The sequence below is a fragment of the Acinetobacter sp. 766875 genome (genome assembly GCF_000582055.1).
Taxonomy (GTDB): domain Bacteria; phylum Pseudomonadota; class Gammaproteobacteria; order Pseudomonadales; family Moraxellaceae; genus Acinetobacter; species Acinetobacter nosocomialis.
The window spans coordinates 45,434-70,657 of sequence record NZ_JEXX01000007.1; the positions used below are offsets into that span (position 1 = coordinate 45,434).

The following is a 25,224-nucleotide window of genomic DNA, read 5'->3' on the forward strand; positions in this document are numbered from 1 at the left end:
ATAAACAAATTTCAATGCAATTTTCATATTATCTTTGCCTTTTTCAGCAATAGATATTTACCTACTCTAAATATTTCTCACTTATTATCGTGTTAGCTCATATTTAACTCACCTGATCATAATCATGATCATTTTCTGAATCTGCTGGGCTTACCTCAATCAAAGGAATCAATTGGTGCGCCAAGCGTGCTTTATTACACTGTTCATCAGCAATCTGTACTTCTTTACAGGTAGAACTACGCACAGCATAAATAGAACAACCTACCTCTTTACCAATTTCACCTGTTAAAGCCTGACATCGTGGCTGAGCTTGATTGGTTCCACGCATACACGAATAAACGGGTGTTAAAGGTTCAACGAGATGTTCATCCATTAACTCGGCCTCAGCCCAATAAAATGAAACCCGAAAATGTGCACAACACGCCCCACAGCGTAGGCACTCATCTGGAGTCGCAACTTGAGATAACATTTTTATTCAAATTCTCGTCATCAAAAATTTTTTCTATGGCGCAAAATCCTAAAAAAATTTCAAATTGGACTCAAGATATTGAAGATAACTTTTTATGTGGGACAGCTAAAAATTTGCTCAGTCATTAAATCTACGCCGCATGGTAAGGTTTCAATCCAGTCTAAAAACTGATTAATCATTTCTTTACCAATAAATGGACTACCATGCTGAGGTACAATCATCTCAATATCCATTTGACGGACCATGTTGACCCATAAACGAATAACTTTATTGGAGCACATATAGCGCTGATGAAAAGCCTTCATTTTCATCACATGGGCATCAAAATCTTTGAGAGGCTGACTTGCATCCTCCACAATAGAAGCCCCCATATCACCAGAAAATAAAATCTTGGCAACTGGATCATAAAACTGAAAATTACCTACCGAATGTAGGAAATGGGCCGGAACCATGACAAGCTTTGATTCGCCCAGTTGAATCACTTGACCACGATCTGGTAGCTCAATCAGACGATCTTCCCAATTTCCTTTCATACGCTCACTCATAAATGAGGAATTTAAGTGAGGTAAAAATCGTGCCCACAATTTAGAGGCCACCACTTTAGCATCGGTATAAACTAACCAACGAGGCATTGAAGTAATAATATCTGGGTCCTGATGCGAAGCGATTACATAGTCCAAATTTTTAAGACGAGTATATTTATTAAGTTCCATCGTCAATGGAACGTAGGTCAAGTCGCCACCTGGGTCAATAACGGCTGCTCGTTCATGATCAATAATTAAAAATTGATTGGCTTGTATGCCTTCCCCTTTGACCAAACTGGTAAAACTAATACATTTATGTACGCCATTATCAAATAATATCTGTGATGTTGTTTTTTCAAACCCCATACAATTCCCCAAAAAAATTTTAAATATTAGATATTTTTATATCCCTACTAAAATAAAGGGATTCTAAAATGCTTGCAATGAATTAATTGATATTTCTCATAATATTTTAAAATAGATTTTACTTTTCTTATTCTAGAAATGAATCATCAAGAAATTGAGTAATCCTCTAACATTTCTTAAATAAGCTATATCGTAAAGTTTAACTTCTTCAAAGCTCAAAAAAAACGCACTCTTCATGAATGCGTTTTTATACAAATTGAAAATAACTTAGAAGAAATAATGCTGTACTAGCGTAGAAACACCTACAACGAAAAAAATAGCTGCACCAATTTTATGAATCAGTGAGATAGAGAGACGTTCAGCTAATTTATTACCAATAAATACAGCTGGTGCATTGGCAATCATCATACCTAATGTTGTACCTAGCATCACCCAGAAAATACTGTCATAGCGTGCAGCTAAAGCGACTGTCGCAATTTGGGTTTTATCACCAATTTCTGCTAAGAAAAATAAAATAAAGGTTGCCCCAAAAACACCAAATTTTTGCCATTTATTAATGCTATCAGTTTCATCATCGAGCTTATCCGGAATAAGCATCCAGAATGCCATACCAATGAAACCAACAGCGAGAACCCAGACTAAAATTTCAGGGCTTAGAACTGTGGTAATCCATTGCCCAAGCACAGCAGAAATACCATGATTAATAAGTGTTGCTAAAAGAATCGCAATTAAAATAGGAATTGGCTTACGGAAACGCGCAGATAGTAAAAGTGCCAACAATTGAGTTTTATCGCCCATTTCAGCGAGGGCAACAATCGAGGTAGAAATCAGAAATTCTTGCATGTCGGTTCTCTGGCTAGCATAAATGCCTATGACCTACCCCTCCTGCTAGCCAAATATCATAAAATGATTGCAGAGTGGTAAATCAAAGGTCTTGCCAACTCAGAAACGATGAGACGTTTAAGCTATGATGACCATGTTCTGTTGAACAATTATGTTGACCATCACCTATTCACCTTTGCTGTGAATAGCGGCTACTCCCCAATGAAGTATGCGTTTATTATATTCAAGTCACTCGATTTTTCAAACTTTCAAGTAACAAATTTTATCCACGCCCACACGACTAATCGTGCAATACCTAATATCACTGCAAAATAAGCACTTATATGAATAAAACCAATAGGGCTACTGCTCGTTCCAGCCTGATATTCAAAGGGCAAAATCAAAGTAGCAACAAACACCTCAAAACCCATCACCACATAAGTCATCCATTCCCACGGGAAGTGTAAAATACTGACCCATATTCCCATCAATAAAAACACAATCAATAGTAAGGGCAACATAATTTTCAGAAAACCTAACATTTACTACTTCTCCTTTATGTAATAACGAGAAATTTCTCCTCACTCTCGATAAATCCTGCTTAATCTGTAGATTAACCTAAAAATTAAGTCAAATAGACATTAAAACAAAACCCCGCCGAAGCGAGGTTTTAGTATGATCTTTCAAAGCATTAGATTAATAAAGTACGAATATCTTTAAGAAGTTTCGTAAGTTTATTTGTAAAGCGAGCTGCATCCGCACCATTAATTACGCGGTGGTCATAAGACAATGACAACGGCAACATTAAGCGTGGATCAAAGTCTTTACCATTCCATACAGGCTGCATCGTTGCAGGTGAAATACCCAAAATTGCAACTTGTGGCCAGTTAACTAGTGGGGTAAATGCTGTACCGCCAATTGAACCTAAGCTTGTAATCGTGAAGTTAGCACCTTGTAAATCTTTCGGTGTTAATTTCTTATCACGCGCTTTTTTACTGAGCTCACCCAATTCAACAGCAATTTGCTTAATTGATTTTTGGTCAGGATTACGTAGTACAGGTACTGTCAAACCATCTGGAGTTGCAACCGCAATACCCATATGGATTTCATTACGGAGCAATACAGATTTCTGATCATCTGCCAAGTGACCCGCGAAATAAGGCTCTTCTTTCAACAAGTGTGCTACAGCTTTTGCAATAAATGCCAAAATTGTTAGGCTCACACCTTGTTTCTTAAAGCCGTCTTTCAACTCACCACGCCAAGCTTCTAACTCAGTAATATCCGCAAGGTCAAACTGAGTTACTTGTGGAATGTAATTGTTTAAAGACAACTGCGGAATTGATACTTGCTGCAAACGCGTCAGTACTTTTTCTTCCACGCCACCAAAAGCAGTAAAGTCAGGAAGCTTTGGTAAACCCGAAACTGCTGGTGCAGCCGCAGCAACTGGTGCCGCTTGTGGTGCCGTTAAACGGCTCTTCACATAAGCAAAGATATCTTCTTTAACTACACGGCCATGCTCACCAGAAGTTTTAACTTGTGACAAAATCACGCCAAGTTCACGAGCAAGCTTACGAACAGCAGGACCTGCATATACTTTAGCGTTTTCTGCTTCTTGCTCTTTCGTTAACTTATCAGTGCCAGATGTAGGCGCCGCAGGTGCAGACTGTGTTGTAGCAGGAGCAGCTGCTTTAGGTGCTGCTGCCTGTGGAGCTGGGGCTGCTTCTGCTTTTGCCGCTGGTGCAGCAGCAGGTGCTTGGCCTTCAGCTTCAATTGTTGCAAGCAATATACCTTGTGAAACTTGTTGGCCTGCTTGCAAGTGAATTGCTTTTACAACACCAGCAACGGTACTTGGAACTTCCACAGTTGCTTTATCTGATTCAACTACAACAAGGCTTTGGTCTACATCAACTTTATCGCCAACTTGTACTAAGATTTCAGCAACAACTGCTTTATCTACGCCCAAGTCAGGAACATTGATATCAACTGGACCAGATTGAGTAGCAGCTGCCGCAACAGTTTCTTGCTTTGTAGCAACTGGTTCAGCGGCTGCAGCTGGAGCTGGTGTAGTAGCAGGAGCTTCTGCTTGCGCATTAGATGCAGCTGCTGTTTTCACTTGAATAAGAACAACACCCTCTTTAACAGTATCGCCTTCTTTCACTTGAATACTTTCTACAGTACCAGCCACGCTACTTGGAACTTCCACAGTCGCTTTATCCGACTCTACAACAACAATACTTTGTTCAACATCAATTTGGTCACCCACTTTAACAAGGATTTCACCAACTAATGCTTTTTCAACGCCAATGTCAGGTACAGTCACGTCAACAGTTGCAGTTGATGTAGCAGCAGGTTGAGCTGAAGCTTGAGTTTGCTGTGCAGGTGCTGGAGCAGCTGGCTTTTCAGCCGCAGGAGCTGGTGTTGGTTCCGGAGCTGCTTGTGCCGCACCTTCTGCTTCAATCTCAATCAAAGCAACACCTTCAGTCACGTCATCACCTTGATTAATCAAGATGCTTTTTACGACACCTGCTGAAGTGCTAGGCACTTCAACAGTTGCTTTATCAGACTCAAGCACAACGATACTGTCGTCAACTTCAACACGGTCGCCAACTTTTACTAAAATTTCAGCGACGTTTGCTTTATCTACACCAATATCAGGGGTCTTAATTTGCATGCTTAGTTCCCCTCACCTGTTTGCGTTTCATTGTATTCAGCAACTGGCTGAACTTCCGGATGTGCTTGCGGAGCCCATGCAACCGGACGGTCAGTATCTAACTCAAAGTTAGAAATTGCATCTTTCACTAAACGTGCGTCTACTTCACCTTCGTCAGCTAATTTTTTCAAAGTAGCAACAACAATGTGTGCAGCATCAACACCAAAGAAACTACGTAAATTCGCGCGTGTATCTGAACGGCCGTAACCATCTGTACCTAATGCAACAAATGGGCGACCATCTGGAAGATACGCACGGATTTGTTCGCTATAAGCACGCATATGGTCGGTAGCAGAAACTACGATACCTTCCGTACCACGTAATTGTTTAGATACCCAAGATTCTTTAACTTCTTCAGCAAGTGGGTGTAGGCGGTTGTATTCTTCACATGCCATACCATCACGTGCTAACTCATTGAAGCTTGTTACACTCCAAACGTTTGAATGGATTTGGTATTCATCACGTAAGATTTTCGCAGCTTTAATCACTTCGCGAAGGATTACACCTGAACCAAGTAACTGGACAGTTGCTTTTTCATCTTTCTCGAATAAATACATACCACGTTTAATGCCTTCTTCAACGCCCTCTGGCATTTCAGGATGCTCGTAGTTCTCATTCATTACTGTTAAGTAATAGAACACACGCTCTTGGTTCACATACATACGTTGTAAACCATCATGTACGATTACCGCTAACTCATAACCAAAACATGGGTCATAAGACACGCAGTTTGGAATCGTGTTTGCCAAGATATGTGAATGACCGTCTTGGTGCTGTAAACCTTCACCGTTCAATGTCGTACGGCCTGCAGTCGCGCCTAACAAGAAACCTTGAGCTTGTGCGTCACCCGCAGCCCATGCAATATCACCAATACGTTGGAAACCAAACATTGAGTAATACATGTACATTGGAATCATTGGCAAGTTATTAGTTGAATAACTTGTCGCTAACGCAGCCCATGCACTCATCGCACCTGCTTCGTTAATCCCTTCTTGTAACATGTGACCGTCTTTTGCTTCACGGTAATGCATTAACTGTTCTTGGTCTTCTGGCGTGTATTTTTGGCCGTGAGCAGCATAAATACCAAGCTGACGGAACATACCTTCTAAACCAAAAGTACGTGCTTCATCTGGAACGATTGGCACTACGCGGTCTTTAATCGCTTTTTCTTTAAGTAAAGCAGCAATTAAACGGACCATCACCATAGTAGTTGATTGCTCTTTGCCACCCGAACCTTTCAACACTGCATCAAATACAGATAATTCAGGAATCGCTAAAGATTCACTCTCACGACGACGTGCAGGCAGGTATCCACCTAAAGCTTCACGACGCGCTTTCATATATTTCATTTCTGGAGAGTTTTCACTTGGGCGATAGAATGGAAGCTCTTCTAATTGCTCATCTGAAAATGGAAGATTGAAACGGTCACGTACATATCTTAAAGAGTCAATTTGCATCTTTTTGATTTGGTGAGTTTTGTTTACCGCTTCAATTTCTTCAGACAAACCATAACCTTTAATGGTTTTCGCCAAGATCACTGTGGGTTGGCCTTTCGCTTTCATCGCTTCTGCATATGCAGCAAAAACTTTGTAAGGGTCATGACCACCACGGTTTAACGCATCAATATCTTCATCGCTTAAATCTTTTACAAGTTCCGCAGCTTCTGGGTACTTACCAAAGAATTTTTCACGTGTATATGCGCCACCTTTTACTTGATAACGCTGATAGTCACCATCAACCGCTTCTTCCATACGTGCTTTTAATGCACCGCTTGTATCTTTAGCAAGTAGTGGATCCCAATGACGGCCCCATACTACTTTAATGACACGCCAGCCTGCGCCACGGAAGATCGATTCAAGTTCTTGAATAATTTTACCGTTACCACGTACAGGACCATCTAGACGCTGTAAGTTACAGTTAACTACCCAAATTAAGTTGTCAAGCTTCTCACGACCAGCAAGTGAGATCGCACCTAAGCTTTCTGGCTCATCCATCTCGCCATCGCCGAGGTATGCCCAAACTTTACGATCTTCTTCTTTGATCAGGCCACGGTTCATCAAATATTTTTGAATGTGCGCTTGATAAATCGACATGATTGGACCAAGACCCATTGATACAGTTGGGAACTGCCAATAGTCCGGCATTAAATACGGATGTGGATAGCTTGGTAAACCGTTACCGCCAACTTCACGGCGGAAATTACTTAACTGTTCTTCAGTTAAACGTCCTTCAAGGAATGAACGTGCATAAATACCAGGAGCACAGTGCCCTTGGTAATAAATCATATCTCCGCCAAAGTTATCGCTGTTTGCGCGGAAGAAATGGTTAAAACCTACGTCATATAATGTTGCACTTGATGCGAAGCTCGCCAAGTGACCACCTAAATCATCACCTGTTTTATTCGCGCGAAGTACCATTGCTAAGGCATTCCAACGAATCAATGCACGAATACGGCGTTCCATATCTTGGTCGCCTGGCATTGCAGGTTGTTCTTCAACAGAAATTGTATTTAAGTAAGGTGTATTGAGACGTTGAATTGGAACATGCTTAGCAATTGCTTGTTGGTAAAGTTTTTCCAACAAGAATGCCGCTCGCTCAGTTCCCATGTGTTGTAAAACTGAATCGAATGCATCTTGCCATTCTTGGGTTTCTTGTGCGTCGGAGTCACCGTAAAACGCCATAATTCACCTGTTCCTTGTTCTCTAATCTACTTTGTATTTTTACCACGTTTTGCCCCTCTCAAGTTATTGCCACGGGTGAATGTGAGGGGGCTCTATTATTTTCTGAATGAATAGTCATTGACCGAACAGTAAACAAAATAACAAAAAAACGCCAATATTGGCGTTTTTTTATACGATCATTGCGTTAAGAAAGGTTTATGTTCATTTCAGATTCATAAATTTAATAACCTTGAACTTTCATGAAACTCTATTAAGGCAACATTGCTAAGTAAGTTGATGGATTCTTACGTTGACCATCTTTAACTACTTCATAATGTAAATGCGGTCCTGTACAACGACCTGTACAGCCCACGTTAGCAATATGATCACCAGCAGAAACCTGGTCACCTACACGAACTAATAAACGTGAAGCGTGTGCATAGCGTGTTAAATAACCATTACCGTGGTTGATTTCAACATATTGTCCATAACCTGTACCCCAACCTGATTTAGTTACAATACCAGGACCAGTTGCATAGATCGGTGTACCACTTGGTGCCGACATGTCTAAACCACCATGATGCTCTGCACGACCACCCATGGTACGGCCACCAAAGTTAGAAGAAACACGTACGCTATCTGGAAGAGGATGAGAAACTAACCAAGAATAAGGATTTGAAGAAGAGGCATTAAAAGAATTTTTTGCAGTCGTATGGCCATATTTTTTTGCCAGTGAGTCATTATTGAGCTCAACTGTTTTAGGACGTAAAGTGACTGAAACTTTAGCACTCGCCGGAAGATCTAAATCATCAGGATGTGTATATGAACCTTGAGATAATGTTTTTGATAACTGTTCCAATCGATCTGAGTCAGTAGATTGGTTAATATTTTGATAATCTGCAAAAGCAACCGATGCAGCCGAAGCGGCAAGTGAAAACGCTAATAAAATACGACGCGTGTGCATAAAAACCTCTTGAAACTGTTCTTACTCAAGTTCCTTATGATCTCTTCCTTGATATCAGTTGAAATGAACGCTTAAGATTAGGACAAGAAACCATTCGAGAACGATCAATGTCTAAACCCGATAACGTTTTTCAACAATCCGGAAAACACATAAAAACAGGAAACCTTACGTTTCTAACAACGCAAGTCGCGCAATGGCAAAGACTTACGAAAATAATCCAACCCTTATTGCCCCAACCGGAACAATGGCAGGTTGTGTGTTATCAAAATGGCACTTTAATTATTACTGGTGAAAATCAGGCAATGATTAGTCAACTCAGCTATTTACAGAGCCAATATATATCTAAATTATCTCAACTCGAAGGACTAAAAGACATACAAAGAATTCAAGTTCGCTTAAGAAATAAAACTATTCCTACAGCGCCCCCATCTGAGCCTTCTAAATCCATCCCCCCGGAAACACAAGAAATGTTACGTAGTGTTGCCGACTTCGTGAGCGACCCTAAGCTTAGCCAAGCTTTACTACGTTTGGCAAGCAATAAAAAATGATGAGCTTTCTATTCCTTAATTAGAATCGTTCTTATTATGTGATTAAAATCACAGTTTTTATTGTTACATTATAACATAGCCAAATAAAGACAATGACTTATGTCACACTCACGTATGGAATTGGACAGTCTTTCTCGTCATTAAATGTTACAATTTCATAATTACTCGGATCACTTTGAACATTGCGTAATAGCTGATTATTTAAAGCATGTCCTGATTTATAGCCATCGAACTTGGCAATAATTTGATGACCAAGTAAATACAAATCACCTACTGCATCTAAAATTTTGTGACGAACAAACTCATCGGCAAATCGTAAGCCTTCTTCGTTCACAACACCTGTATCATCTACACCAATGGCATTGTCTAGACTTGCCCCTAAAGCTAAATTATTTGCTTTGAGGTAATCTAAATCCTTCATAAAACCAAAAGTACGTGCCTCACTGACTTCATACACAAAGGTTTCAGTAGAAAAATCGATAGTCGCAGATTGATATTCTTTTGCAAAGGCAGGATGATCAAAATCAATCGTAAAGTTGAGTTGAAAACCATTATGTGGTCTAAAAATCGCTTTTTTATCATCAATTAAAGCTTCAACTGGCTTTAATATTCTTATAAATTTTTTCGGTGCATCTTGTTCACGCAAGCCACCTTGCATTAACAAATAAATAAATGGTCCAGCACTACCATCCATAATGGGGACTTCAGATGCTGACACTTCTACAATTAAATTATCAATTCCTAAACCAGCAATCGCACTCATCACATGCTCAATGGTACCTACTTTAATATCGCCAGTAACAAGGTTTGAACACATGAATGCTTCTTGAATCAGCAATGCATTAGCAGGAATATCGACAGGTGGATTTAAATCGATACGGCGAAATACAATACCTCCATCCACGGTATGTGGAATGAAATTGATCATCACTTTTTGACCGCTATGAAGACCTATTCCACTCGCTTTTACCACACGACTGAGAGTACGCTGTTTCACCATGCTTTGTAACTTCTTTTTTAAAACCGCTATACGTTAGCATATTTAGTCATTGATCAAAAATAAAAAAAGGCAGTGTTTATACACTGCCTTTTAATAGATTGAACGCTATATTACTTACGTTGCTGATTTTTCAAATAATCTTGAATACTCATTGGAGAAGAACGTGGTGATGAACTTGGTGCATTATTCACATCATTTTCAGCATTTTGACGCTTATTAATTGCTGGAACATCATCTTCATCTACAGATTGTGCAGATTGAGTTGCTGTATGACTTACAGTATTACGCTTTCTTGGTTCTGCATCAGCTGCATTACGTGTTAAACCAGTTGCAATCACAGTTACACGTAATTCATCACGCGCATCTGGATCAAATACTGTACCGTAGAAAATCTCGCCTTCATCAAGGTCAACAATTTGGTTAACCACATCAGTAATGATTTCAGTTTCACGTAACGTGATGTCATCACCACCTGTAATATTAATTAACACGCCTTTTGCATTAATAATATTCACATTATCAAGTAGTGGACTACGGATGGCTTGTTCAGCAGCTTGACGAGCACGGTCTTCACCACGGCCTAAACCAGCACCCATCATTGCATAACCGCGGGTACTCATTGCAGTTTTCAAATCGGCGAAGTCAAGGTTAATGTGACCACGGTTAACCACAAGGTCAAAGATACTACGTACAGCGTTTAACAATACATCATCTGCCTTTTTATAGGCATCTTTCATTGAAATATCACCATACACGCTCAATAAGCGTTGGTTAGGAATAATAATCAATGAATCAACATGTGCTTCAAGCGCTTCAATACCACGCTCAGCAGATTTTTGACGACGACGACCTTCAAAGTTAAATGGCGTTGTTACAACACCAACAGTCAAAATCCCCATTTCTTTAGCAACTTCGGCAACAACCGGAGCAGCACCAGTACCTGTACCACCACCCATACCAGCGGTTACAAATACCATGTCAGTTCCTTCGAGGTGCTGACGAATAATTTCACGGCTTTCTTCTGCGGCAACCTGACCTACTTCAGGGTTAGCACCGGCACCTAGACCACGTGTACTTTGCTCACCTAACTGAATTTTGAAAGGGGCATTCATACAATCAAGTGCTTGTTTATCTGTATTGGCACAAACGAATTTAACACCCTGAATATCAGACTGTACCATGTGCTGAACGGCATTACCGCCACCGCCACCTACACCAAATACAGTGAAACGGGCTTGACCGTTGCCATCGTTTAGTTCATCTTCTATAAATTCAAATGAGGCCATGACCTTTAGGGTTCCTAATACATTATGGCAGTCACTTCAGCCCGTATACTGCCTTGATTTTCAAAAATAACTAATTTTAAGAATGCTGTGCAATACAAACCTTGTCAAGTACAGTGGTTTTCTCTTACAACTTCCTAACAATTCTACCAATAAATCCATACATCCTAAAAAATGGCTTTAAGTTTGCTATTAAACGCATTCCAGCCATTCACCATTCGTTCCCATACCGAACGGTCATTTCCCTCTTCAGGTTCCTCAACAGCTTCTTGTAATTCGCTTTGGCTAAACATAAGCAAACCAGCTGCTGTCGCATACATTGATCGGCGTAATGCAGCTTGATGCTGATCATCAGCATACACCTGTAACGGTGGATTACCTAAATGAGCAGATACACCTAGCATACGACGCGCTAAACTCACCATACCTTCAATCTGGCAAGCATCACCTGTTAATACAACGCCATGATATAGGCCATGGATTGCACCGCTTTGTTCGAGTTCTTCGCGAATTTGGCTGAAAATCTCTTCATAACGCGCAATAATAATTTCTGATAACTCAATACGACTAATCGTTTGAGGCCCATCAATACCCTGTACCTGAATCATATGGTCAGGCTTAACAGCACTTAGATCAACACAGCCATGCAGAATTTTAATGCGCTCAGCTTCTTCAGTAGTTGTTTGCAACACAGCAGCAATATCACGTGTCACATGCTCACCACCACGTTGTAATGTACGTGCTAAAGCCAAACGGCCATCTAAATAAACTGCCAGGTTGGTAATACCTGCACCAATATCAACTAGACAAACGCCATATTCTTTTTCATCTTTCAGCAAACTTGCTTCAGCCGTAGCCAAGCAAGAGACCACCATTTTCTCTACACCAATGTTCGCACCTTTCATGGCACGATCAAGGTTTTGCATAGTAGCAATCGGCATCATCATGAGTTGATAGTGGCCAGTCATGCTATGAGCGGTCATATTGATTGGGTTTTGAACCCATTCAGCAGAGTCGCCTAACTCAAACCCTAACGGGACAGCACTTGCTAAATAGTAGTCAGAAGTTACATGGCTTGCTTTTGCTAACTCTAATGCACGTACAACTTCATTGGTTGTAATCACATGTGCTGGATTAGCAACAGGTGTGCGTCCAGAAGCATAGAAACTTTGCAGCTCGGTACTCGGAATAGATACCCACGCACTATGAATGCGACATTCGGCCATATTTTCCGCTTCAGCAACGGCGTTTTTAATCGCAGCAATGACTTTATCGAGACTTACAATTTTTCCTTTGTTCATGCCTCGATTGCGAGCAGTTGCCATACCGATAACCTGAATGTTATCTGGCGCATGAATTTTTCCAATCAAAACTGAAACTTTATGCGTCCCAATGTCAATCGCAACAACTGAGGGAACAGCTTCACTCATCACTCATACCATTTCTTTGTTGTCTAATACCAGGCAAATTGCCTATTTTAAAGCCACGTATTATGGCTTTGCTTTTGCACCACCTGCAATGCTTGTGTCATCACTCGTTACAACAAACTGACCATTCACAATTTTAGGTGGGGTTGCATTCTTCCATTGAATAGATAATCCATTACGATATCGTAAATCAATGGCTGAGATTTTCGTCCACACAGGTTTTAGGTCAGATTGTGCCAAGTGACTTAAACGTTGCAATTTATTCATTGTTTGGTCTTGGTCAACAATAATTCGTAAACCAGAGTCAAACTGCATAAACCAAGTCATTCGCTCTGTTAGATATAACTCTTTTAAACGCAAATTAACAGGATGGAATAACTGATTAATTTCATTATAGCGTCGCATCATCATTTTAGACTGGCTTACCGGACCATGTAACAGCGGAAGCTCAGGATGAAGTCTCGGTTCTGCCTCACTAAATACGTCACCACCATCGCTTAATAAGCGACCTGTTCCCCAACGGGCGATCGCATGTCGAGGCATCACACGAACACGAATACCATTTGGCCAGGCACGAGATACGACAACTCGGTCTACCCATGAAATTTCTAATGCTTTATCACGTATCTGCTCTAAGTCAGACGTAAAATAATTATCTTTTACAATCGGTTGCACATATCGCATCACTTGCTGATTCTCAACCGGAGTTGTTGAACCTACCACTTCAAGTTTTGCGACAGTTGCATCAGTAATAACTTTATATAGACCGTAAATTCCGGCTGCCAAGACTAAAAAGGCAATAACCAGCAACACCCATCCGCCAGCATTGGCAAGCTTTTGCTTACGCGTAGGCGGTTTTTCATGAATGGAGGTAATCGCCGCACGTTTACGGCGCATGGAAGCCGGAAGTTGTGCCATATTTAAGCCGTACCTTCCAATGTTTGCTCAAGAATTGCAACACACAATTCATCAAAGCTATAACCCACAGCTTTAGCTGCTTTTGGCACAAGCGAGTGGCTGGTCATACCTGGTACGGTATTTACTTCTAAAAGCCAGAAATTACCTTGCTCATCCTGCATTGCATCAATACGGCCCCAACCTTCTGCACCTACGGCTTGGAAAGCACGTAAACATAAGGCTTGTAGGTTTTTCTCTTCGCTCTCGCTAAGACCACAAGGAATACCATACTCGACATCATTACGTTGATATTTTGCTTCGTAGTCGTAGAAAGCAACATCTGCTGGTGGCTGTAAACGAATAACAGGTAAAGGCTGACCATTTAAAAATGAAATAGTAAATTCACGACCTGTGATCCACTTTTCTGCCATCACAACAGCATCGTGCTGAGTCGCCTTCTCAATTGCTGCTGCAAAATCTTCAGCTTTCTCAACCTTACTCATGCCTACACTTGAACCTTCATGTACAGGTTTAATGATGACAGGTAAGCCTAATTCAGCAATGACTGAATCTAGGTCAGTCTCTTTAGTAATAATGCGATACGGTGCTGTTGGTAAGTCACTGCCTTGCCAGATTTGCTTGGTTTTGACCTTGTCCATACCAATTGCAGAACCTTGCACACCTGTTCCTGTATAAGGAATGTTTAACCACTCAAGTGCGCCTTGGATTTGACCGTCTTCACCACCACGACCATGCAATACAATAAATGCGCGGTCATAGTTTACAAGTTCAGTTACACTACGGTCTTGCGGATCAAATGCCTCAGCCTGAACACCTGAACGTAACAAAGCGTCCAGAACTGCCTGACCACTATCTAAAGACACAGCACGCTCAGCCGATTTTCCACCAAGTAACACAGCAACTTTGCCGAATTTTGTAGCATTTGACACGTTTAAATCCTTAACCCGATAATTCAATACTTTTTGTTTATTTCACATACAAATGATGCTGTGCAAGTTCTACTGAAATTGCTCCCACGTTACCTGCACCTTGCGTTAATAACAAGTCATTTGGTTGTAACACATTTTGCATGATGTTTTGCAAATTACCATCAACCGGATCAATCAAAATCGGCTCAACCTGACCGCGCAAACGAATACTACGCGCCAAAGTACGGCTATCTGCGCCAACAATTGGTTTTTCCCCAGCCGGATAAACTTCTAGTAATAATAATTGGTCGACTTGAGATAAAACTTCAATAAAGTCATCAAAACAATCACGAGTACGAGAGTAACGGTGTGGTTGGAAAAGCATCACTAAACGACGGTCAGGGTGACTCTGACGAGCAGCTTTAATTGTAGCTTCCACTTCTTTCGGGTGGTGTCCATAGTCATCGACTAATTTCACATTACCTTCACCAAGCTCAAATTCACCTTGTACTTGGAAGCGACGTCCAACACCACTAAAACCTTTTAATGCACGGCTAATTGCTTCGTCTGAAACGCCTTCATCGGTAGCAACACCAATTGCAGCCAAAGCATTTAAAACGTTATGTAAACCAGGCTGATTAATCGTTAGACGTAACGGTTCACGGCCTTTACGTAACACTGTAAAGTGCGAACGCATGCCATCTTGCTCTACATCAATCGCACGAATGTCATTATCTTCGTTAAAACCATATGTAATAACTGGACGGCCTACACGTGGCAAAATCTCACGAACGTTTGCATCATCACCACAAACTACCGCTAAACCATAAAACGGTAAGTTATGTAGGAATTGTACAAAGGTATCTTTTAATTTATCAAAGCTACCTTCATAAGTGTCCATATGGTCAGCATCGATGTTGGTTACAATCGCTGCCATTGGCTGTAAATAAAGGAAAGATGCATCTGATTCGTCAGCTTCAGCAACAATAAAACGGCTTTCACCAAGAGCTGCATTTACACCAGTACTGTTAAGTAAACCACCGATCACATAAGTTGGGTCAAGGTTTTCTTCAGCCAACATAGTGGTTAACAAACTCGTTGTTGTGGTTTTGCCATGTGTACCTGCTACCGCAATACCATGACGGTAACGCATAAGCTCACCAAGCATTTCTGCACGACGTACAATCGGAGTACGTTGTTCAATCGCTGCTTTAATTTCCGGATTTTCCGGATCAATAGCAGTTGAAACGACAAGCACATTGGCATTTTTAATATTTTCTGCTTCGTGTCCGATATAGACTTTAATGCCATTTTCTTCTAATTGTTGTGTAGTTTTAGAAGCTTTAATATCTGAACCGGAAATTTTATATCCTTGGTTAGCTAACACCTCAGCAATACCACACATACCTGCTCCGCCAATACCCACAAAATGAATGTGTTTGATACGGCGCATTTCAGGCACTTTAATCAATTTTTTTGCTTGGTTTGCAGCTGTTATTGGAGACATAGTAAATCCGATTACATTTTTTGAATAAGATCAACCACATGCTGAGTTGCATTTGGTTGGGCATGTTGACGCGCTTTCACTGCCATTTCTGTAAGTAATGGGCGGTTCATCAACGTAGTAAACAATTGATTTAAAACTTCTGGTGTCATGGTCGATTGCTGGCAAATTTTTGCAGCGCCGACATCGGCCAGAAATTTAGCATTTGCAGTTTGGTGGTCATCTACCGCAATTGGAAGCGGTACAAAAACTGCTGCAACACCAGCAGTTGCAACTTCTGTCACTGTTAATGCCCCAGCACGGCAAATAATCAGGTCTGCTTCGCTATACGCTTTTGCCATATCTTCAATAAAAGGCAAAACCTGTACAGTTAAATTTGCTGGCGCATCTGCATACAAAGCTTGAGTTGCCTCAACCTGTTGCTGACCACACTGATGGAAAATATTCAATGGAACTTGAAGTTGTTTTAATGCTGGAGGTAAACGTTCATTGAGTGCTTTTGCACCTAAAGAACCACCTACAATTAAAATATTTAAGGGTTTACCTGCTTGCTCACGCTCATCGTAACGCCACTTTGGGCTTAAGATATCAGTGATCTCACGACGTACCGGATTTCCAGTCGTTACCACTTTTTCGCTAGCAGGAAAAGTATTTGGAAATGCTTCACACACCACTTTAGCCACGCGTGATAACTGGGCATTGGTAAAACCTGCAACCGCATTTTGTTCATGAATGAGAACAGGAATACCTAATAAGCGCGCCGCCAAGCCACCAGGGCCTGCAACATAACCACCAAAGCCAGCTACCGCGTCAACTTTAAGCTGTTTCATATAGCGCATTGCGCTAAAAGTTGCTTTCAAAATTTTAAAAGGTGCAGCGAGTTTACGGATGACTCCATTTCCACGCACACCTTGAATATCAATTTGATATATTGGAATATTTTGATCTTTTAATAACCGATTTTCCATACCTGTTGGCGTGGCTAGCCATGAAACCTGACAACCTTGTTGTTGAAGTTGTTTGGCTACGGCGAGGGCTGGAAAAACATGTCCACCAGTACCGGCAGCCATCATCATGACATGTTTAAGTTTGCTTTGCTGTGAATCTGTCACGGTCTAATTCTTCAACTCAAAAAACAATGGAAATTGTCATCTATTTTTGTAGCCGTTTATTTTAATCCTAAAGCTTCATTAACGAAAAGCGAATTTCACTCGTTTATAACAGAAAGATGTGCTTTTTTGAAAATATGCCTACAAAGCGCTAGCGTATTTCATATTGTGGTTTTATTAATTCATATATTTTTAGGTGATTTCCCAATATTCGCTTAGGAAATCACCCGAACTAGACCATTATGCAGGACGCCCAGCTTCTAATACGTCAAATAGATCATCGGCAATTGAAGTACCAAATTGAGCATCAATTTCACGAATACAGGTTGGGCTGGTCACATTAATTTCAGTGACATAATTACCAATTACATCAAGTCCAACAAATACCAAACCTTTTTCACGCAAGAAAGGCCCAATTTTCGCTGCAATCAGCTTATCATTTTCAGTAAGCGGACGCGCTTGGCCTAAACCACCTGCCGCCAAGTTACCGCGCACTTCACCATTTTGCGGAATACGGGCTAGACAGTAAGGAACAGGCTCACCATTCACCATTAGAATGCGTTTATCCCCTTCTACAATTTCAGGAATATAACGCTGTGCCATAATTGGACGCGTACCCAATTCTGTCAGCATTTCTAAGGTAGAACCAATATTTACACCATCTTGGTATAAACGGAAAATTCCCATCCCACCCATACCATCAAGTGGCTTAACGATCACATCGCCATGTTCTTTAATAAATTCACGAATCAGGCTCTGCTGTGATGTCACAAGTGTAGGCACTTGTAGCTCTGGAAACTGCGTTGCAAAGAGTTTTTCATTGCAATCACGCAGTGATTGAGGCTTGTTAATAATCCATGAACCTTCGCGTTCAGCTTGCTCAAGCACATAAGTCGTGTAGACAAAGTTCATGTCAAAAGGCGGATCTTTACGCATGAGTACAACATCATAAGCCGCGATTGATTCTTTTTTCTTTTCGCCTAACTCATAATAATGGTTGTAATCTTCGAAAACTTTTAACGGAGAGATGAGACCGTAAGCCTTACCTTGATCGATATATAAATCTTGCTGTAATGCATAACCTAATTCATGTCCACGACGGCTCGCCGCCCACAACATTGCCATGGTTGAATCCTTTTTCAGATTTACGGTTTCAATCGGATCCATGACGACAAGTACACGCATGCTCAAGCTCTTCTTAAAATTTAAATTAGCATGAGTATAGCTGAGATTTTTCACTCGTTTTTCTTAATTTTAGTAAAACCTTATCTGTTATTTCTTTATCTTGAATTCAGATAAACTCAGTTAAACTAAGGTCATAAAATATTATTTTTTAAAGGCTAAAGATGAAACTTTATCGCTATTTAACAGGCCCTGATGACTCTGCTTTTTGCGCACGAGTGACTAAAGCACTCAATCATGGCTGGGAATTATATGAAGCACCAACCATGACCTTTAATGGCACTCAAGTGATAGTGGGCCAAGCAATTTGCAAAACGATTGATGAAAACTATGATCCAGAAATGGATATTGTAGATGTGCTCAAAAACAATACTTAACTCTAAGGGTGTTTTTTAATAATGAAGCACCCTCTTCAAACCTCTATTCATAAATAAAACTAATCATTTCAATCAAGCAATTATTCATCACATAAATTATATTTTTAAAATCAACAATTAAAAATCTATCACGATAATTTTATAAGCAATAGTTCTTTTATTCTAAACAATTAAATGATTATAATTATCATTTATACTTTTATTTTTGTTAATTGACTTTATTTTTATGTTAAAAATTTCTATATCATCTCCCCAAATTAAAAGCTCGTTCCCACTTAGCCTACTCAGTTTAATGATCTTGAATATTCAAGGTGCCTACGCAGAGGAATTAGCGGACTCATCTTCAAAAGTTGCAGCAGTCATGCCAACTATAAAAATTGAAGCGATGAGTGAACTCGATCCCATCAAAAGTTATATCGACTATGACAAAGCCAATGTCACACGTAATGGTTTAGACAAAAAAGATATTCCGCAAACTATTGATACTATTGATGTTCAAAAATATAAAATTTATGGATCAAATGACTTAAGCGTCATGCTGCAAGGTACACCAGGCGTATCAACCAGTTACGATATGCGCGGCGATGGGATCACGATTCGTGGTTTTGGTGCAGACACAGGCGATATTTACCGCGACGGTATACGTGAAAGCGGACAAGTACGTCGCAGTACAGCCAATATCGAACGTATTGAAATTTTAAAAGGCCCTGCTTCGGTTTTGTATGGTCGTAGCGCTGGTGGTGGGGTTGTAAATATGGTGAGTAAGTTTGCCAATTTTGATTCTAAAAGTTCAGTTGGCGCATATGCGGGTTCATACGATAATTACGGTACAACGGCTGACATCAACCAAGTACTTAACGACAATTTAGCAATACGTTTGACTGGAGAATATGGCGAGGCAGGCAGCTTCCGCTCAGGTATCAAAAATAAAATTGAGATGCTCTCTCCAAGCTTTACCTATAAAAATGACGATGGAACACTCACTTGGACCACACAATATACCTATGACAAATTAGGTCGAGTTCCTGACCGTGGGCCAACGCGTGAAAATCTACCTGCTGGTACATCTATCAAAACAGGATTTGCCCAAGATGGCGATTATGTTGATGATATTTTGCAAGTGGTCCGCACCGATGTAAATTATGAATATGCACCTGACTGGAACTTCCACTGGGCAGCGAGTTACCGTCAAGCAGAACAGAACTTTGACCACTTTTATTTTGGGACTTATTGTGGGTTAGATGGCAAAGATTTAAAAGGCAAAACCTGTACAACAAAAAAAGGCTATATCAATCAAATTTACTATTGGCAACAAACTAGCAATAAGACCACAACCAATACCTTTGATATTAAGGGAAAATTCAAAACAGGCTCGCTTGAGCACCAAATTATGGTCGGTACAGACTGGACCTATGAGCAACGAGAACCACGTCTAGCCAATAAGACTCAAAACGGTTCAGCCATTTATGGTTACGTTAATCCGCTCACTGGTGAACGTGAATATAGTCGTGGCAATGGCCCTCTTTTAATTAGCCAACATAACTACAATGAAGGTACCACTTATGGTGTATTTGTTCAGGATTTAATTGGTCTAAATGACCAACTTAAACTCATGATGGGCCTACGTTATGATTACTTTGACTTTTCAACTACCAATAAACTTAATAATGATCATCGTAATGTAAAAGACAGTAGTCTTAGTCCAAATGTGGGTTTAGTCTGGCAACCCGTTCCAGAGCATAGCTTTTATACGTCTTACTCTAAGAGTTTTGCACCATTTGGCGGGCAAATGGGTGTTAACCAAGTTACTGGCAGCACCGATGTCACAAAAATGGATAAAGAGCCTCAATATAACGAGCAATATGAAGTTGGAGTAAAAAGTGAATGGTTAGATAACCGTTTAAATACTCAATTTTCTGTCTTTGATATTCGTAAAAATAATATTCGCTATAAACCAAACCCTGACAGTGAACCAGATGTATGGGCAACTGCGGGTCAGCATCAATCTCGTGGTCTCGAATTTAGCTTTATTGGCCATGTACTTGATAATGTGTTTGTTCGCGGTGGGTATGGCTACACAGATGCAAAAGTAAAAGAAGACAAGCAAAATCCTGAACGTGAAGGCAACTATTTAGCAAACACATCTAAGAACACAGGTAATTTATTTGTTCGCTATTTACCAACCGAGCAATGGTATACCGAAGTGGGCGTGACCTATGTCGGTTCTTATTATCCAAATATTAATAATCAAGTAAAAATGGAAGGCTTCTATCGTGTCGATGCAGCAATTGGCTATAGTGCCGACCCGTGGAATGTCACACTTGCGGTAAATAACTTAACCAATAAAGAGTACTGGCGTTCAGACAGCATGCCAGGCACACCACGTAATGTGTTATTGCGTTTAAATTATCAGTTCTAAGTAAAAATATTAAAAAGGCATACCCCTATTTTAGAGGTATGCCTTTTTATTTTTAGATGCCGTATTTTTCACGGTAAGCTTGCATATTGGCTAAAGCTTCTTTTTCGCCTTTCGCTTCTAAATAATCCATTAAGTCCTTCATAGTAATCAGTGCATGCACAGGAATTTCTAATTCTTTTTGAACTTCCTGAATTGCAGAAAGTTCACCTTGACCACGTTCTTGACGATCTAGCGCAACCAAAACACCCGCAATAGTTGCACCGGCATTTTTCAAAATCGTTACCACTTCGCGAATCGCTGTACCTGCGGTAATCACGTCATCAATAATCCAGACTTTTTTACCTTCAACCGCAGCACCAACTAAAACACCACCTTCGCCATGATCTTTCGCTTCTTTACGGTTAAAACCCCATGGCACGCTCTTGTTATGTGTTTGCGACAAAGCAACAGCAGTCGCAGCTACAAATGGAATACCTTTGTAAGCTGGGCCAAAAATCACATCAACATTTTCGCATTGTGTTAATTTATCGGCATAGCCTTGTGCTAAAAGAGATAAAGCTTCACCATCGTTGAGTAGGCCTGCATTAAAAAAATAAGGACTCACGCGTCCAGATTTTAAAGTAAACTCACCAAATTTAAGCACACCGCGTGATAATGCGAGTTCGATAAATGCTTGCGGGTGAAATGACACAGGCGTTGTCATGAGGTGCTCCAAATTCACAATTGAGGTTAAATTTTCGCATGATACCAAAGGATCAGTATCCAAGTGATGTAAAAATTCTTCGAGTCGTTTCCATTAACGTAAATGGCTTACGTTCTTCAGTGACGAAAGGCTTACTTGAATGGTTAGAACAATCCGATGCCGATGTCGTATGCATGCAGGAAAGCCGCATTACCCATGAACAATGGACTGAAAAGTTTAGACCCGAGGGATGGCATACCCATCTCTTTCCAGCAGAGCGTGCAGGTTACGCAGGTACTGCAATTTATAGCCGCTTACCCTTTGTCTCTATTAAAGATGGTTTAGGGTTTGAATTGGCCGATAGTCAAGGCCGCTTCATTTCTGCCGAATTCGATTTAGGTTTGTCACATCCCGTACATATTGCATCATTATACTTACCTTCGGGCTCAAGTGGTGAAGAAGCGCAGGCACGTAAAGATTTATTTTTGGGTGAATACGCAAAAATCTTAAAACAATGGCGTGATGAGAATAAGTCCATCATTATTTGTGGCGATTACAACATCGTTCATAAACGGATTGATATTAAAAACTGGTCGGGCAACCAAAAGTCGTCTGGCTGTTTACCACATGAGCGTGCTTGGCTTGATCATATTTATGATGAACTTGGCTATGTAGACACCTTCCGTGTGGTAAGAACAGAAGCCGAATTGTACTCATGGTGGTCAAATCGCGGACAAGCTCGTGCGAAAAACGTAGGGTGGCGTATTGACTACCAAGCATGTTCACCAGACTGGAAAACACGCACAGTAAATGCATGGGTTTATAAAGATCAATGGTTTAGCGATCACGCTCCAGTTATTATCGACTATAAAATTCAAGAGTAAGTGAACAAGTGTTCACTTGCATTGTCGTTTTTGCTTACAACACATGTCGTTTTTGAGTATTTTTCTTACACACGTTTAACGGCATTATAGCCCCACGGCACAGGGAAGCAGTCAGGATGACGCAAAAGGATAGGACGCCGTAGGAAGATAAAATAAACTTAAGATAAGTTTATTTGCAAGGATGTGACAATGGACGTTGAAATGAGACCCGCATGATCAGGATGATTAAATGCGGGTTTTCTCTTTTCTATCTCTTATTTTTTGCGCTAAGTTCTTTTAGTTTTCTAGATTCTTCTTATTGAGTTCATTATTACCTTGTCTTATGACAATAACATGACATTCTTTATTGTTTTAATCATTATTTTTCATTTGTTTTAAAAGTATCGGTATAAAGTAGTGCCCAAATGCATTTTGGGTTAGGCTGTGTGTTCTTTCTTTTTGACATGGTCCGATAAAATGTTAAAAATTTATGGTATTAAAAACTGTAATTCAATGAAAAAAGCATTTGATGCCTTACAAGCAAAAGGTTTGAGTTACGAATTTCACGACTATAAGAAACAAGGGATTGATGCCGATACCTTGAAAATCTGGTTAAAAGAAATTGGACAAGATACCGTTCTCAACAAGAAAGGTACTACGTGGAAAAAACTATCTGAAGATGAACAAACTCGTGCTTTAAGCAGCGAAGATCATCTTATTGAAGCACTTATTGCTCAGCCAAGCTTAATTAAACGACCAGTTCTACAGACCTCTAAAGGTTTTCTGGTGGGTTTTGATGAAACTGCCTATCAAAACTTAAATGCATAAAAAAACGAGCCAAATGGCTCGTTTTTTTATTCACAGATTTAGTTGGCACGAATCCACGTTTGGTTACGGCCCAATGCTGAAACACCAATATAGCCGCGTAATTTAAGCTTTTTACCACCCTCAGCCAACTCACCTTTTAATTTGTAAGTTTTGCCAGATTTAGGGTCTAAAATTGTACCGTTTTCATAACTGGTACCACCTACATTTTTTAGATTATGTACAATGGTCACACCTTTAAGCGGTTTGTTTTTATACGGACCTTCACATTTTGTACAAGAGTTTTCTTCACCTGGTGTCAAAATGCTTTGAATGGTTGCAGTTAAGGTTCCATCCTTCTGTTCCGTAAACTTTACTACGGCTTTGGGCTTATTGGTTTGGTCATCAATCGTTTTCCATACCGTTCCGTTTAGTGGGTCAGCCGCATTGGCAAATGCAGCCATACCAACAAGTCCTAAAGCTAAAGCAATCTTTTTCATTTTTGTAATATCCTTGGGTCTTTCAAGACTTCAGTATTCAAAACTCGCAACGATATTGCAATTTTTGAATGTGACTGTTTCGTGTAACCTTGTAACCTTGAAAAATAAAATTTATAGGGAAACAAGTTATTAACATAAGCGGATACTATATGAATATACCAAACGTTTTAAAATATTATTTAACAGAAACATTTCTTAAAACAGCAATTCGCAAACCAAGTCAGTTGAATTTACCTCCAACTGCTTTACGCCCTATGCTTGAACAACTTTGCCGAGCATTTCCAAAACAAAAAAATGTAACTGTTCGTCCGATCCGACTTGCTGGTGTAAAAGGTGAGGAAATTAAAGCTCAGGATTCAGCAACCCAGCTTATTTTTCATATTCACGGCGGCGCTTTTTTTCTGGGCAGTGTAAAAACCCATCATGCATTTATGACGGATTTAGCTGCCCGCACCCAAATGCAAATCATTCATGTGGACTATCCACTTGCACCGGAACATCCATATCCTGAAGCGATCGAAGCATTATATGACGTATATCAATCATTATTAGTTCAAGGTATTCAGCCCAAAGATATTATTTTATCGGGCGATTCATGCGGGGCTAATTTAGCTTTGGCACTTTGCTTGCGTTTAAAAGAACAACCCGAACTCATGCCAAGCGGTCTAATTTTATTGTCACCTTTCTTAGATTTAACCTTAACCAGTGAATCTTTAAGATTTAACCAAAAACATGATGCCCTACTTTCTCTTGAAGCCCTGCAAATAGGTATTCAGCATTATATTGGCAATCATATTGCGGCAGATGACCCGCGTGTTTCACCTATTTTCGATAACTTAGAAGGTTTACCGCCAACATTAGTTCAGGTCGGTTCAAAAGAAATTTTATTAGACGATGCCAAACGTTTTAGAGAGAAAGCTGAAGAAGCAGGTGTCAAAGTACATTTTAAACTTTATACAGGCATGTGGCATAACTTCCAGATGTTTAATGCTTGGTTCGACGAAGCAAAACATGCGATGGCAGATATTGCCGAATTTGCTCATGAACTTGATAAAACTTAATTAAAATGAATGAAGTGATGAGTTTGAAATACCTCTCACTTCATCTTATTTATAAAAACTTTAATCTTAAGGTTTAATGAGTGAATCATGGTATGTTTAGGTTATGAATCATTCAAACTCCCCC

At 40.2% G+C, this 25,224-nt stretch carries 23 protein-coding genes and 1 riboswitch; of the genes, 6 read left to right on the forward strand and 17 right to left on the reverse strand.

From position 1 onward, the window contains the following. Positions 1 to 103: 103 nt before the first annotated feature. The 7 genes from J576_RS08395 to J576_RS08425 all read right to left on the reverse strand — a co-directional run bounded on the left by J576_RS08395 (position 104) and on the right by J576_RS08425 (position 8,515). Positions 104 to 469, reverse strand: a complete 366-nt coding sequence (locus J576_RS08395; RefSeq protein ID WP_002053785.1) for a YkgJ family cysteine cluster protein — start codon at positions 467 to 469, stop codon at positions 104 to 106. A gap of 92 nt (positions 470 to 561) precedes the next feature. Continuing rightward, complete coding sequence (locus tag J576_RS08400; protein WP_002054019.1) at positions 562 to 1,359, reverse strand: oxygen-binding di-iron domain-containing protein; 798 nt, start codon at positions 1,357 to 1,359, stop codon at positions 562 to 564. A 267-nt stretch (positions 1,360 to 1,626) separates the two neighbouring features. Then, on the reverse strand, positions 1,627 to 2,202 hold the full coding sequence (locus J576_RS08405; RefSeq protein ID WP_002053748.1) for a TMEM165/GDT1 family protein: 576 nt from the start codon (positions 2,200 to 2,202) through the stop codon (positions 1,627 to 1,629). Positions 2,203 to 2,217: 15 nt separating this feature from the next. Beyond that, a riboswitch (yybP-ykoY riboswitch) is annotated at positions 2,218 to 2,414 on the reverse strand. Positions 2,415 to 2,450: 36 nt separating this feature from the next. After that, on the reverse strand, positions 2,451 to 2,723 hold the full coding sequence (locus tag J576_RS08410) for a hypothetical protein (protein WP_002054071.1): 273 nt from the start codon (positions 2,721 to 2,723) through the stop codon (positions 2,451 to 2,453). Between the two features lie 149 nt (positions 2,724 to 2,872). Then, positions 2,873 to 4,852 carry a 2-oxo acid dehydrogenase subunit E2 gene (locus tag J576_RS08415; protein WP_002053802.1) on the reverse strand — a complete coding sequence of 660 codons (1,980 nt, stop codon included), beginning with the start codon at positions 4,850 to 4,852 and terminating at the stop codon, positions 2,873 to 2,875. A 2-nt stretch (positions 4,853 to 4,854) separates the two neighbouring features. Then, complete coding sequence (gene aceE, locus J576_RS08420; protein ID WP_002053926.1) at positions 4,855 to 7,572, reverse strand: pyruvate dehydrogenase (acetyl-transferring), homodimeric type; 2,718 nt, start codon at positions 7,570 to 7,572, stop codon at positions 4,855 to 4,857. 250 nt (positions 7,573 to 7,822) lie between these two features. Continuing rightward, positions 7,823 to 8,515: a M23 family metallopeptidase gene (locus tag J576_RS08425; protein WP_002053809.1), complete on the reverse strand. Its 693-nt coding sequence runs from the start codon at positions 8,513 to 8,515 to the stop codon at positions 7,823 to 7,825. Positions 8,516 to 8,622: 107 nt separating this feature from the next. Here J576_RS08425 and J576_RS08430 point away from each other — a divergent pair, with 107 nt between their 5' ends. Continuing rightward, positions 8,623 to 9,063 carry a DciA family protein gene (locus J576_RS08430; RefSeq protein ID WP_002053952.1) on the forward strand — a complete coding sequence of 147 codons (441 nt, stop codon included), beginning with the start codon at positions 8,623 to 8,625 and terminating at the stop codon, positions 9,061 to 9,063. A 97-nt stretch (positions 9,064 to 9,160) separates the two neighbouring features. On the opposite strand, the gene lpxC is transcribed toward J576_RS08430, so the two are convergent. From lpxC to gshB, 8 genes are all read right to left on the reverse strand, one after another. Continuing rightward, positions 9,161 to 10,063, reverse strand: a complete 903-nt coding sequence (lpxC, locus tag J576_RS08435; RefSeq protein ID WP_002053908.1) for a UDP-3-O-acyl-N-acetylglucosamine deacetylase — start codon at positions 10,061 to 10,063, stop codon at positions 9,161 to 9,163. A 110-nt stretch (positions 10,064 to 10,173) separates the two neighbouring features. Further along, positions 10,174 to 11,349, reverse strand: a complete 1,176-nt coding sequence (ftsZ, locus tag J576_RS08440) for a cell division protein FtsZ (protein WP_002053783.1) — start codon at positions 11,347 to 11,349, stop codon at positions 10,174 to 10,176. Positions 11,350 to 11,513: 164 nt separating this feature from the next. After that, positions 11,514 to 12,776, reverse strand: a complete 1,263-nt coding sequence (gene ftsA, locus J576_RS08445; protein ID WP_002053865.1) for a cell division protein FtsA — start codon at positions 12,774 to 12,776, stop codon at positions 11,514 to 11,516. A 60-nt stretch (positions 12,777 to 12,836) separates the two neighbouring features. Further along, complete coding sequence (locus J576_RS08450) at positions 12,837 to 13,691, reverse strand: cell division protein FtsQ/DivIB (protein ID WP_002053744.1); 855 nt, start codon at positions 13,689 to 13,691, stop codon at positions 12,837 to 12,839. 2 nt (positions 13,692 to 13,693) lie between these two features. Beyond that, complete coding sequence (locus J576_RS08455; protein ID WP_002053928.1) at positions 13,694 to 14,620, reverse strand: D-alanine--D-alanine ligase; 927 nt, start codon at positions 14,618 to 14,620, stop codon at positions 13,694 to 13,696. A gap of 37 nt (positions 14,621 to 14,657) precedes the next feature. Then, positions 14,658 to 16,106: a UDP-N-acetylmuramate--L-alanine ligase gene (gene murC, locus J576_RS08460; RefSeq protein ID WP_033855553.1), complete on the reverse strand. Its 1,449-nt coding sequence runs from the start codon at positions 16,104 to 16,106 to the stop codon at positions 14,658 to 14,660. Positions 16,107 to 16,117: 11 nt separating this feature from the next. Continuing rightward, a complete protein-coding gene (gene murG / locus J576_RS08465) occupies positions 16,118 to 17,215 on the reverse strand; it encodes an undecaprenyldiphospho-muramoylpentapeptide beta-N-acetylglucosaminyltransferase (RefSeq protein ID WP_002053889.1) in 1,098 nt (365 codons plus the stop codon). Positions 17,216 to 17,452: 237 nt separating this feature from the next. Beyond that, positions 17,453 to 18,397: a glutathione synthase gene (gshB, locus tag J576_RS08470; RefSeq protein ID WP_002053920.1), complete on the reverse strand. Its 945-nt coding sequence runs from the start codon at positions 18,395 to 18,397 to the stop codon at positions 17,453 to 17,455. 161 nt (positions 18,398 to 18,558) lie between these two features. Between gshB and J576_RS08475 the strand changes: the two genes are divergently transcribed. Then, complete coding sequence (locus J576_RS08475) at positions 18,559 to 18,771, forward strand: DUF1737 domain-containing protein (RefSeq protein WP_002054013.1); 213 nt, start codon at positions 18,559 to 18,561, stop codon at positions 18,769 to 18,771. Positions 18,772 to 18,997: 226 nt separating this feature from the next. After that, positions 18,998 to 21,190 carry a TonB-dependent receptor gene (locus J576_RS08480; protein ID WP_031951321.1) on the forward strand — a complete coding sequence of 731 codons (2,193 nt, stop codon included), beginning with the start codon at positions 18,998 to 19,000 and terminating at the stop codon, positions 21,188 to 21,190. 52 nt (positions 21,191 to 21,242) lie between these two features. Here J576_RS08480 and pyrE read toward each other — a convergent pair whose 3' ends face one another. Beyond that, on the reverse strand, positions 21,243 to 21,893 hold the full coding sequence (gene pyrE / locus J576_RS08485) for an orotate phosphoribosyltransferase (RefSeq protein WP_000211303.1): 651 nt from the start codon (positions 21,891 to 21,893) through the stop codon (positions 21,243 to 21,245). Positions 21,894 to 21,931: 38 nt separating this feature from the next. On the opposite strand from pyrE, the gene J576_RS08490 reads away from it, so the two are divergent. Both J576_RS08490 and J576_RS08495 read left to right on the forward strand, forming a co-directional pair. Then, positions 21,932 to 22,756, forward strand: a complete 825-nt coding sequence (locus tag J576_RS08490) for an exodeoxyribonuclease III (protein ID WP_002053891.1) — start codon at positions 21,932 to 21,934, stop codon at positions 22,754 to 22,756. Between the two features lie 456 nt (positions 22,757 to 23,212). Beyond that, on the forward strand, positions 23,213 to 23,563 hold the full coding sequence (locus J576_RS08495) for an arsenate reductase (RefSeq protein ID WP_002053925.1): 351 nt from the start codon (positions 23,213 to 23,215) through the stop codon (positions 23,561 to 23,563). A 38-nt stretch (positions 23,564 to 23,601) separates the two neighbouring features. Here the strand turns inward: J576_RS08495 and J576_RS08500 are convergent, their stop codons facing one another. Continuing rightward, on the reverse strand, positions 23,602 to 24,039 hold the full coding sequence (locus tag J576_RS08500) for a DUF2147 domain-containing protein (RefSeq protein WP_002053814.1): 438 nt from the start codon (positions 24,037 to 24,039) through the stop codon (positions 23,602 to 23,604). Positions 24,040 to 24,188: 149 nt separating this feature from the next. Here J576_RS08500 and J576_RS08505 point away from each other — a divergent pair, with 149 nt between their 5' ends. Further along, positions 24,189 to 25,100 carry an alpha/beta hydrolase gene (locus J576_RS08505; RefSeq protein WP_002053915.1) on the forward strand — a complete coding sequence of 304 codons (912 nt, stop codon included), beginning with the start codon at positions 24,189 to 24,191 and terminating at the stop codon, positions 25,098 to 25,100. The last annotated feature ends 124 nt before the right edge of the window (positions 25,101 to 25,224 follow it).

Excerpts from the sequence above, each read along its gene's own strand:
- J576_RS08400 (WP_002054019.1), bottom strand. The coding sequence starts at position 1,359 with ATGGGGTTTGAAAAAACAACATCACAGATATTATTTGATAATGGCGTA.
- J576_RS08500 (WP_002053814.1), bottom strand. The coding sequence starts at position 24,039 with ATGAAAAAGATTGCTTTAGCTTTAGGACTTGTTGGTATGGCTGCATTT.
- J576_RS08395 (WP_002053785.1), bottom strand. The coding sequence starts at position 469 with ATGTTATCTCAAGTTGCGACTCCAGATGAGTGCCTACGCTGTGGGGCG.
- J576_RS08450 (WP_002053744.1), bottom strand. The coding sequence starts at position 13,691 with ATGGCACAACTTCCGGCTTCCATGCGCCGTAAACGTGCGGCGATTACC.
- murC (WP_033855553.1), bottom strand. The coding sequence starts at position 16,106 with ATGTCTCCAATAACAGCTGCAAACCAAGCAAAAAAATTGATTAAAGTG.
- ftsA (WP_002053865.1), bottom strand. The coding sequence starts at position 12,776 with ATGAGTGAAGCTGTTCCCTCAGTTGTTGCGATTGACATTGGGACGCAT.
- J576_RS08425 (WP_002053809.1), bottom strand. The coding sequence starts at position 8,515 with ATGCACACGCGTCGTATTTTATTAGCGTTTTCACTTGCCGCTTCGGCT.
- J576_RS08410 (WP_002054071.1), bottom strand. The coding sequence starts at position 2,723 with ATGTTAGGTTTTCTGAAAATTATGTTGCCCTTACTATTGATTGTGTTT.
- ftsZ (WP_002053783.1), bottom strand. The coding sequence starts at position 11,349 with ATGGCCTCATTTGAATTTATAGAAGATGAACTAAACGATGGCAACGGT.
- J576_RS08415 (WP_002053802.1), bottom strand. The coding sequence starts at position 4,852 with ATGCAAATTAAGACCCCTGATATTGGTGTAGATAAAGCAAACGTCGCT.
- J576_RS08430 (WP_002053952.1), top strand. The coding sequence starts at position 8,623 with ATGTCTAAACCCGATAACGTTTTTCAACAATCCGGAAAACACATAAAA.
- J576_RS08490 (WP_002053891.1), top strand. The coding sequence starts at position 21,932 with ATGATACCAAAGGATCAGTATCCAAGTGATGTAAAAATTCTTCGAGTC.
- J576_RS08495 (WP_002053925.1), top strand. The coding sequence starts at position 23,213 with ATGTTAAAAATTTATGGTATTAAAAACTGTAATTCAATGAAAAAAGCA.
- J576_RS08405 (WP_002053748.1), bottom strand. The coding sequence starts at position 2,202 with ATGCAAGAATTTCTGATTTCTACCTCGATTGTTGCCCTCGCTGAAATG.
- J576_RS08505 (WP_002053915.1), top strand. The coding sequence starts at position 24,189 with ATGAATATACCAAACGTTTTAAAATATTATTTAACAGAAACATTTCTT.
- gshB (WP_002053920.1), bottom strand. The coding sequence starts at position 18,397 with ATGCGTGTACTTGTCGTCATGGATCCGATTGAAACCGTAAATCTGAAA.
- pyrE (WP_000211303.1), bottom strand. The coding sequence starts at position 21,893 with ATGACAACGCCTGTGTCATTTCACCCGCAAGCATTTATCGAACTCGCA.
- lpxC (WP_002053908.1), bottom strand. The coding sequence starts at position 10,063 with ATGGTGAAACAGCGTACTCTCAGTCGTGTGGTAAAAGCGAGTGGAATA.
- J576_RS08480 (WP_031951321.1), top strand. The coding sequence starts at position 18,998 with ATGTTAAAAATTTCTATATCATCTCCCCAAATTAAAAGCTCGTTCCCA.
- aceE (WP_002053926.1), bottom strand. The coding sequence starts at position 7,572 with ATGGCGTTTTACGGTGACTCCGACGCACAAGAAACCCAAGAATGGCAA.
- J576_RS08475 (WP_002054013.1), top strand. The coding sequence starts at position 18,559 with ATGAAACTTTATCGCTATTTAACAGGCCCTGATGACTCTGCTTTTTGC.